Source organism: Listeria valentina (genome assembly GCF_011800755.1).
GTDB lineage: Bacteria > Bacillota > Bacilli > Lactobacillales > Listeriaceae > Listeria > Listeria valentina.
The window spans coordinates 1-9820 of the sequence record NZ_JAATJW010000078.1; the positions used below are offsets into that span (position 1 = coordinate 1).

A 9820-nucleotide genomic window follows, 5' to 3' on the forward strand; every position below is an offset into this window, starting at 1 on the left:
ATGAAAAGGAGGCTCTTTATTTTGAAAATTTTTAAGTATTTACTCTTTTTGTGTCTACTTTATTGACATCTATCCAACCAACAACCTCAACTTTGTCATCGCTAGACGAAATAAATCGATTGATATTCGTGAAGATATAGTTTCCATTACCGTCTGTAGTGGCTTGTGTTTTTACTACATCATTTACCCACAAGCGTACTTTCGCAATACCTTCTCCATGTGCACCACTCAACTCATCATCTTCACCAATGTTAAAAGCATCTGGAACGGAGAGCTTATACCATTCATCGAATAAATTCTGCGCTCGCCCAATTAATTGCTTTAAAGCCTCTTTTTCTTCATTCTCTGGAAGAGCGGCTACCTTACTACTCGCTTCATCAATTTGCTCCTGTGTTACTTCTGCTTTCAATTCTGTCTGTTCGTCATCCGTAAAAAGAGCCCTTACTGCTGCACGGGCTTCTGCCAAAGCTCCCCGCTCATCCAACAGTTGTTGTGCTTTCGTTAACAATTCGGTTAGTTCTCTTTTCAACGTACCATTTAGCAAAGCGTCAACTTGGACTTTTGCTGCATCAATATCAGATTGTGTGACGTCATCTTTTAATTCATTATGACTATCATCTATAAATAGAGCATTTACTTGTCTCACTAGCTCCAATGTGTCAAACTGGCTTTGTGCTATCGCTAGTAATTGAGTAAGCTTGTTTTTTGTTTTACCACTCGGTAAAGCATCAACTTGTGCTTTTGCTGCATCAATATCAGATTGTGTGACGTCATCTTTTAATTCATCATGACTGCTATCTACAAATAAGTCATTAACCGATTTCCGTGCTGCTTCTAGCACGTTGAACAAGCTTTGCGATTTCGTCAACAATACAGTTAGCTCTGCTTTCAACGCGTTATTCGACAAAAGATCAACTTGTGCTTTTGCTGCATCAATATCGGATTGCGCAACTTCATCTCTTAATTCGTCATGGCTATCATTTGTGAAAAGGGCATCCACTTTTTTTATTGCTTCACGTTCATAAAGAAGCTCCTGTGCTTTCATTACTAAGTTAACTAACTCCGTTTTTAATTCGCCATCTGGAAGCATTTCAACCTGTGTTCTTGCCGCATCAATATCAGACTGTCCAATATCATCTTTTAATATGTTGTGACTATCGTCCGTAAAGAGCAAGTCTACTTTTTTTGTAGTTTCGCGTTCCTGAAAAAGTCCTTGTGCTTTTATCACTAAGCTATTTAACTCTGTTTTTAGCCCGCTGTCCGGAAGCACTTCAACTTGTTCTTTTGCCGCATCAATATCAGACTGCTCAATATTTTCTTTTAGTGCATTATGACTATCATCTGTGAAGAGTAAATTCACTTTTTTTATCGCTTCGCGTTCCTCAAACCATCCTTGCGCTTTAGAAACCAGTTCCATCATTTCCGCTTTATCAGCTACATCATCTGAAAGTGACTCTGCTGCTCTTTTACTCTCTTCGATCTTGCTGCTACTCACACTACCCGCAAGTTCTTCATGGTTCAAATCAGTGAACAACGAATCCACTTTCATCCATACCCCACTATATTTTTCTTTAACAACTGCTTTTTGAAAAACATTAGCCATTCTAGTTCTTTCCCTTTTTTCTAAGAAGTAACTGACTCTCTCTGATGAGCTTTGCGCGACAAAATCAGCTGTACTTGTAACCGGACTACGTCCTTCGATTGGTACTACATCCCTGTCTTTCACCTCAAATTCTTCTCCAAGCATTATTCCTACCATGCCTTCTACCTCTGATATAATATTAAAAAAACTCCCCGAAGCTGTATAAGTCCTATTAGGTATTAAATTGCTGACATTTTGACTAACAGCTACATAGTCTACTGCCGAACCTTCATCGATATTCACCGAAAACACTGATCTGTCAAAATCTATTCCTGCTCCCAGTGATTTTTGCTCTTCATCAAGTAACGGATACATCATTATGCCAGAAATATATTCGCCCAAAGTTCCCCTGAGACCGTCATAATATACATCCCAATCTTCAAAACTTAGCATCTCTCCGTTGAATGCCTTAAATTCCTCATCCTTAATCAGTTGCTCACGATTGTATTCATCTGAATGTTTACTTACCTCCATCTTTTGGATCTGTCTCGACTTCAACGCTCGTTTCTCTGCAAACACGCTAATAGGATTAGTTAACGGAGATACAGTTACAACCAAAGCCGCCGAGGCTGCTAATACGGTTTTCCCCCATTTTTTCACTTGTTTTTCCACCTTTCATTCTACTTGAATTATTTTCAAACTTACGGACTTTCCATAAATTTTTCACGTATATCACTCAATTCATTATCTATGCAGATTCAAAAACTCTAGGAGAAACACTATCTATTCGATAATTGAATAAATATTCGTTTTATGTCTATATCAAAATCGTTCGTTTACTTCATTAATATTTGATTTTCATGTGTTTCTAATAATTTCGAAACTAGCTCGACTGCACCATCGACATCTTTTTTATTTAAAAAGCCAATTAATTGCCGTAATATCTCTATCTCCTTATTAAAAACAGTTACAGTTTCTGCATTTCTCTCTGCATACTGATATTTTTGAAGTGTTGCAAGCAAATCATACTGCGAAATATAAGAACGCATCATTCCAAAAAATAACACATCCATTTCTAATAACTTTTGAATTGGAAAATAAGTTAACTGGTTTTCTGCTACTTCCTGTAAAACCTTTTCCAAATTAAAATGTGTATGTTCAAATAGAACATGATCGAAATATCTCAGGAAAATAAGATAGTAGTGATAACGAATTAACAAAAATTGTTTTAACTGCAAAGTGTCCATTTTCAGTTTATGAACGACTAATGAATTCCCATATCGCTTTAAAAGGCCTTCATGCTCCAATTGTTGGAGCGCCGATCGAATTGGAGTTCGACTCATACCATAGCGACTTGCTAGTTCAAGTTCCGTTACATGTTGCTGATTGACCCATATACCTGCACCCATCTCATTAATAAACTTATCGTGTGCAATTTGATTGAGTGCCTTCATCCTTTCACCCCCTTCTTTATAGACATCAACTCCCTATTTAAAATGAAACATTTTGCATAATAACAATCTTTTTCGGGAATTAAAAAATATAGCTCATATTGTGTGTTCTTAGTATACATTTTCTGTTTAAAAAGATTTTTTTAAACTAGCGTGTTTTTTGTTCGATTTAGCAAAGAAAAAAGAGACTACCTTATTTAGCATCTAGTAAAAGCATGAAGAATGCTATATAATGAGTACTAATTTCAATATGATAGGAGGAACAAAAGTGGCTTATCTATATACTTATGCCTTACTGATGTTACTCATCAATCTTCTTTACATCTATGTTTTAGGAAAAAAAGAACTTTTTCATTCGCGATTCGTGATAACTTTTGTAACCGCATCTGCTACTCTAGCACTACTGTTCTACCTAAATCTTCTCCCTACCAGTTTGCTGGGTTTCTTACTAGTAGTAATGAATTTACTCATTCTATTTTATTTTAGTAAAAATTGGGTTGTTGGAACTTTAGCAAGCGCTTTTATATATGCAGCATTTCAAATTATCTGGTTTTTCACGTTTTATGGATACCATGCTACCACTCAAAATGTTAGCCCTTTCCCCTTCTTGATCGTTGAGCCATTTACATTTTTCATTCTAGCTGTTATCATGGTGCTTGCGCATTTCGCAGTTTTGTTCACTATCAATCGCTATATACGCAAATATGATATTTACCATATTTTGTTGCAAGTGCACCAAGGTGTTCGATTTATTATATACAGCGTTGCTCTCATACTTATTCTGCTCTTTATTAATTTTATTATCTTCTATTTTCGGGAAGAGGCTTTCTTCACTTGGCTATCTATTTTGATCATATTAGCCTACCTTCTTCTTCTCTTGCTCTCAATTTCGACAGTCGTATTCATTATCAGACAAAGACTACAACAAATTTTTCTAGAAGAACAAATTTCCTATGTCGCTAAACTAGAAAGTGAAAATTCACTCGTCCAATCTTTCCGGCATGATTACAAAAACATTTTACTGACGATTGGAATTTTTCTTGAACGAAATGACCTTTATGGCTTGAAAAAATATTATAATGAAGAGCTAAAAATTTCTTCTTATCAAGAACTTGAAGACCGTGTGGATTTTCTTGACTTAAGAAATATGCAAATTCTTGCTTTAAAGGGATTAATTGGGAACAAATTAGGTATCGCTAAGCAAAAAGGCATTGAAATCGAACTAAATATCCCTCTTCCAGTTATTCGGCTTAGCGTTCCCTTGATTGATTATGTTCGTTGCGTTAGTATTTTGCTAGACAATGCCATTGAGGAAAGTGAGCATACGGATAATTCCAAGATCATAGTTTCCTTAAAAACTAATAACCACGAAGTCATTATCCAAGTGGCTAACCGCGTTTCCGATCCTAAAAAAATCCGTATTTCCGATTTGACGCGTAAAAACTTTTCCACAAAAGGAGAAAATCGCGGTAAGGGACTCCATACCGTAAATCGGCTTGTAAAATCTTGGCATAACGCTTCCCTTGACATTGACCTACAAGAAGATTTACTTTATTTTGAAATTGAAATTCCTGAAGTAGGAGGAAATTAAATGGACATTTTTGTTATTGAAGATAATGTATTCCAACGTGAACGGGTTTGGAAAGCCGTTGCACAAACGGTAGCTTCAGAAAACTTTAATGCTCTCACCCGGCAAGAAACCATAACCGCAGAACAATTATTACAGGAAAAAAGTCTTCATAGAGGGCCCAATATTTATGTACTTGATATTGACTTACACGAACATTTAAACGGGATCGAATTGGGCAGAAAAATTCGATCAACAGATACAGACGTCTATATCATTTATGTAACGAGCCACGGCAACCGATTAAAGGAAATTATTGATGAGTATATAGCCCCTATTTCTTTTATTCCTAAAGCTGACAATCACGAGCTTACACAAGAAGCCATAAAAAAAGCCTTTAAACAAATTGCTATTCGCGAGGACTTTCGTAATCAAAAAGAGGAAATTTTCACGATTCAAAGAGGGAGTACTCAAAAAAAAATTCCGCATCGAGATATCTTATATTTTGAAAAAATCCCTCGTTCCAAAAAAATAAATTTATACACAGTTAATGGCGTGCTTATGATCAATCTTTACTTAACGCAGATCAAAAAAGAGCTGACAGGTGACCAATTTATACATCTTAATTCCTTCATTATCAATGCCTTAAATATCCAAGAAATCAACTTAAAAGAAGGCTTTGTTGAATTTACCAACCACGAGCGTCTTTTTGTAGGAAAACACTCTCTCCGAGCGATTAAAAAAAGCCTTACCCAAGTATGAAAACCAAGTTTTTTCTTCTAGACGGAAAGTTTTCCTCGCTTCACCTCATAGTCTTTTGCACAATACTGATTCACATTAAAAAGCAGAGTTCAATCAAAATCATGAACTCTGCTTTTATTATTTATGAAGTTATTGACTAATCGCACTCTTAGAAAATTGATTTTGATAGTTTTAAGTCCATAAGGAGGGATCATACTTTTTATGCTCCTAATTTAATTGTTAAATACGATTTGCTTTCTTTTTTTGTGGCCACACAATATGAAACGCAATTGATTAAGTCAATGATAATAACAATTGTCCAAATATAAATAACATCATCCAGGGCTTCCGTGCGACTCCTATCATTAATTAAATAAACCAGTAAATACAAAATACCTGTACCTATAATGTAAGAAAGTAAATGTTTCAACCAATTTTTCGCATAGTTTTTAGAATAAGCTAATCCTACAGGTTTGGGTCCTTGTTTCATCACATAATATCTAAATCTATCATCTGCCCAATTTATCATGTTTTTCCCAAAAACAAGAGATACAGAAATATATACCGCAGCTATTGCATGAGGGACTTCAGCAGTTGCGCCATTCATAAGATCTACAGTTGTTGTTATGAGCAGCATAATATCTATAACAGGTGTAAGCGCTAGAAAGAATATACCTAATTTTTTGTTTTAAGACATATCTGGTTACTAGCCTGAGTAATATAACGACCCAGAAGGCTACTTCACAAAAAATTATGAGCCATTCTCCTTTACTTCGTTAGTCTAGCTATTTCTTCATCTACAATTGCTTGAATATCTTCATTTGAAGTTTCGTTTGGGTTAAGCAATTTATGCAGAGCTAAACCGTCAATTAAGGCGTGTAATTTTATAGAATTAAGGCGGATATTTAAATTTTTTTTCAACAAATGATGTTCATTTAAAAAAGTTAAAATATTATTGCATAATTGATCCAGTACATCATCAAGCGTACTTTGACCATACTCATGTATGTCATAACGAAACGCCATCCAAACTTCCATATCAGCTAATCTGTCTTGATCTAAGGGTAATACGGTTAGCAAGCTTGCTTTTGCTTTGCCAATTGCATTAAGGTCTTCGGACGTAAATATTGCTTCTACTCTCCTTCTTATTTTTAATTCTACCGAAGACATAACGGCGTTTAATAACTCTGAATGATTTGGAAAATAGTACCTAATCTGTCCAGGCGTCATCTGAGCTAATCTCGCAACTTGTCTTACAGTAGATCCCTTAACACCATTTTCTGCAATGGAACCGAAAGCATATTGAACTATTTGTGTTTTCTTTTCTTCATGATTAATTATTTTTGGCATATTTATAGTCTACCATATTTTAATACAGTCGTGTTAAATAAAACAAACTTTATAATAGCGGATAAAATGACATAAATACCTTTTATACGATAGCTAAGAGATAGCTTGCCATTTAAGGTACAAAATTCATATCCTATAAAAACAAAACTGGCGCTTTTAAAACCCTAGATGATTTATAAACACAAAAAAGTCTAGAATTTATAATTTCTAGACTATCTTTAATTACTAAACTTTGACCTTATTGTTCACTTTTTATACAATTAATAAAAAGGAGCCGATCATATGAACTATTTAATTCCATCATTGATAACTTTAACTGTTGCTGTCGTTATTTTTATACTTAGGTTACTTTCTCGTTTATTTTTTTCACTCCACTTGAAAGATCTATACAATCAGACTTAGACACTACCACTTTATACATAATTAAGTCATTATTTCGTTCAGTTATAGTATTTCTTTTAGGTTGTCCATATTTTGTTTTTTATGAACAAACCCATCCTAATGTTTCTGACACACAATTGAACCTTCTTGCTATTTATTTTATTGCCCTAACACTAATTATTAGCTTTATATCTATTCCTACGATAGTAAAATCAAATACTTTATTTGTAAGTAAAACCCCACAATTTAATATCACACTTCACCAAGATGATATTATAATAGAAACAAGACTTATAAAAAAATTCAATAAAGACTCATTTCTAGTTCAAAATATGGATACCAAGGAATGGTTAATTGTACCCATCATCTCCGATGAGATTCGACCATTAAAACCAGTCCCACATGATACAATATTAAAAGAACAAGATGAGGAGATATATAAGCAGTTAAAACCTTTATATGAAAAAAAATCCCAAACAATCTACCTGCTTTGTTTTTTATTAGTTTTACTCTATTTATCGTTAGTTTTATTACTACCCTCCGCAACAATTTAGATTTTCCTGTTTTAGCCGTGATATTTTTTTTAAGTCTGATGACTCCTTTTTTAATTATGTTTTTACGTATTGATCATGCATATCGGAAAATAAAGAAACAAAAAATGTTATCTACTCCTAATACAAACACTTCAAAAGACATTTAACGTTATTGTAGAGATAAAATGAGCAAAGATTTTTACTTATTAGAATGAAGTGAAAGGTGATTTCACGTTCAAAAAAATCCTCCCCCAAAAAATCGGGAGGATTTTCTTTGTTTTTTGATATGATCACTATTCTCCATACAATGACAGTAAGTATGAATCCAACCTGGTTAGGAGAGACACAAAAAAGATTTGCTCAATTTAAAGACGGTTTACTAACAATAACAGCTGATGTCAATGATTCTAAATTAATTTGGAAGAAAGCAAAGTAGTGATTAAATTTGTTGAATAGAAGCATAAATACAGCAAAAAGACTTGTAAAATATGACGATTTTATAACAAAAAATCTGTTTTTAGTAAAAATAGTTTAAAAAAAGGGTCTATTTAAAGAAAATAAAAGAAGATATACTGAAGTTAGATAGTTTTTTTCGCAAATCAGTCAATACAACAGAAGTAAATTTTAAGGAGGAGAAAAATTGATGCAAAAAAAACCTTATGATTTAAGAAGAGTACTAGAAGAACTACGGACAGAGGATCCTAATCAGTATCATGAAACAAATATCGAAATAGACCCTGATGCAGAACTCGCAGGTGTTTATCGCTATATTGGTGCTGGTGGGACGGTCATGCGCCCAACACAAGAAGGTCCAGCTATGATGTTTAACCAGATAAAAGGTTTTCCTGATACACGTGTTTTAGTAGGACTTATGGCTAGCCGGAAACGGGTAGGAAAAATTTTGAAACATGATTATCGTGATTTAGGGCACCTCTTGAAAAATTCAGTAGATAATCCGGTTAAACCTATTAAAGTAACTAAAGAAGAAGCTCCTGCTCAAGAAGTGGTTCACCTGGCAACTGATGCTGAGTTTGATATTCGGAAATTAATAGCGGCACCTACGAATACAGAATATGATGCAGGACCTTATATTACAATGGGCCTCGTTTATGGTTCAAGTCCAGATAAATCGATGAGTGATGTGACCATTCACCGCATGGTTTTAGAAGATAAGGATACGATAGGCATGTATATCATGCCAGGAGGCCGCCATATTGGTCATTTTCAAGAGCAATTTGAAAAATTAAACCAGCCTATGCCTATCACGATTAATATTGGACTAGATCCTGCTATCACGATAGGTGCTACTTTTGAACCGCCTACAACACCTTTAGGCTATAATGAGTTATGGGTTGCTGGAGCACTTCGAAATGAGCCCGTACAGCTTGTAGACGGAATTTCGGTAGATGAGGTTGGAATTGCTCGAGCAGAATATATTATTGAGGCAGAAATCATGCCAAATCAGACAATGCAAGAAGATATTAATACAAATACAGGAAAAGCAATGCCTGAATTTCCTGGTTATGATGGAGAAGCTAATTCAAATGTCAATGTGGTCAAAGTAAAAGCTGTGACACATCGAAAAAATAATCCTATTATGCAAACAACACTCGGTCCAAGCGAGGAACACGTTTCTATGGCAGGAATACCAACAGAAGCAAGCATTCTCGAACTGGTTGATAAAGCCTTGCCTGGAAAGGTACCCAATGTTTACAATCCGCCTGCTGGTGGTGGCAAGCTGATGACAATCATGCAGGTTAGGCAGGAAAGTGAAGCAGATATGGGTATACAGAGGCAGGCAGCTATTTTAGCTTTTGCAGCTTTTAAAGAATTGAAAACTGTTATTTTAGTAGACGAAGATGTGGATATATTTGATATGAATGATGTTATTTGGACGCTCAATACACGATTTCAAGCAGATCAGGATGTTGTTGTTCTTCCAGGTATGAGAAATCATCCACTTGATCCTTCGGAATTAGAAGCCTATGATCCTAAGTCGATTCGTGCAAAGGGGATGTCTTCTAAGTTGATTTTAGACGGAACGGTTCCTTATGATATGAAAGATAAATTTGTTCGTGCTCAATTTAAAGAGGTACAGGACTGGGAAAAATATCTAAACTAGCAAATTTAAAAATTTTATCTACTAAAAGATAGGAGGATGTATGTGGAAAAAAGAAGATGGATTATTGGTGTTACAGGAGCATCTGGTATCTCG

The 9820-nt window shown here is 34.8% G+C and carries 8 protein-coding genes; 4 read left to right on the forward strand and 4 right to left on the reverse strand.

The window, feature by feature from the left end:
• Positions 1–31: 31 nt before the first annotated feature.
• A complete protein-coding gene (locus tag HCK02_RS12395; RefSeq protein ID WP_167630422.1) occupies positions 32–2242 on the reverse strand; it encodes a toxin Cry1Ac domain D-VI-related protein in 2211 nt (736 codons plus the stop codon).
• A 176-nt stretch (positions 2243–2418) separates the two neighbouring features.
• On the reverse strand, positions 2419–3036 hold the full coding sequence (locus HCK02_RS12400; protein WP_167630423.1) for a GntR family transcriptional regulator: 618 nt from the start codon (positions 3034–3036) through the stop codon (positions 2419–2421).
• Positions 3037–3301: 265 nt separating this feature from the next.
• On the opposite strand from HCK02_RS12400, the gene HCK02_RS12405 reads away from it, so the two are divergent.
• Together HCK02_RS12405 and HCK02_RS12410 are read left to right on the forward strand one after the other, a co-directional pair.
• Positions 3302–4624, forward strand: coding sequence for a sensor histidine kinase (locus HCK02_RS12405; RefSeq protein WP_167630424.1), 1323 nt, complete (start codon positions 3302–3304; stop codon positions 4622–4624).
• Entirely contained in the window at positions 4625–5362 is a 738-nt protein-coding gene (locus tag HCK02_RS12410) for a LytR/AlgR family response regulator transcription factor (RefSeq protein ID WP_167630425.1), read from the forward strand. It begins immediately after the preceding gene.
• Between the two features lie 199 nt (positions 5363–5561).
• On the opposite strand, the gene HCK02_RS12415 is transcribed toward HCK02_RS12410, so the two are convergent.
• Together HCK02_RS12415 and HCK02_RS12420 are read right to left on the reverse strand one after the other, a co-directional pair.
• Positions 5562–5948 carry a hypothetical protein gene (locus HCK02_RS12415; protein ID WP_425482895.1) on the reverse strand — a complete coding sequence of 129 codons (387 nt, stop codon included), beginning with the start codon at positions 5946–5948 and terminating at the stop codon, positions 5562–5564.
• A 161-nt stretch (positions 5949–6109) separates the two neighbouring features.
• A complete protein-coding gene (locus HCK02_RS12420; protein ID WP_167630426.1) occupies positions 6110–6691 on the reverse strand; it encodes a TetR/AcrR family transcriptional regulator in 582 nt (193 codons plus the stop codon).
• A 1188-nt stretch (positions 6692–7879) separates the two neighbouring features.
• Here HCK02_RS12420 and HCK02_RS12425 point away from each other — a divergent pair.
• Positions 7880–8041, forward strand: a complete 162-nt coding sequence (locus HCK02_RS12425; protein ID WP_246215602.1) for a lipocalin-like domain-containing protein — start codon at positions 7880–7882, stop codon at positions 8039–8041.
• A gap of 207 nt (positions 8042–8248) precedes the next feature.
• Positions 8249–9727, forward strand: a complete 1479-nt coding sequence (locus tag HCK02_RS12430) for a UbiD family decarboxylase (RefSeq protein WP_167630427.1) — start codon at positions 8249–8251, stop codon at positions 9725–9727.
• Positions 9728–9820 lie beyond the last annotated feature (93 nt).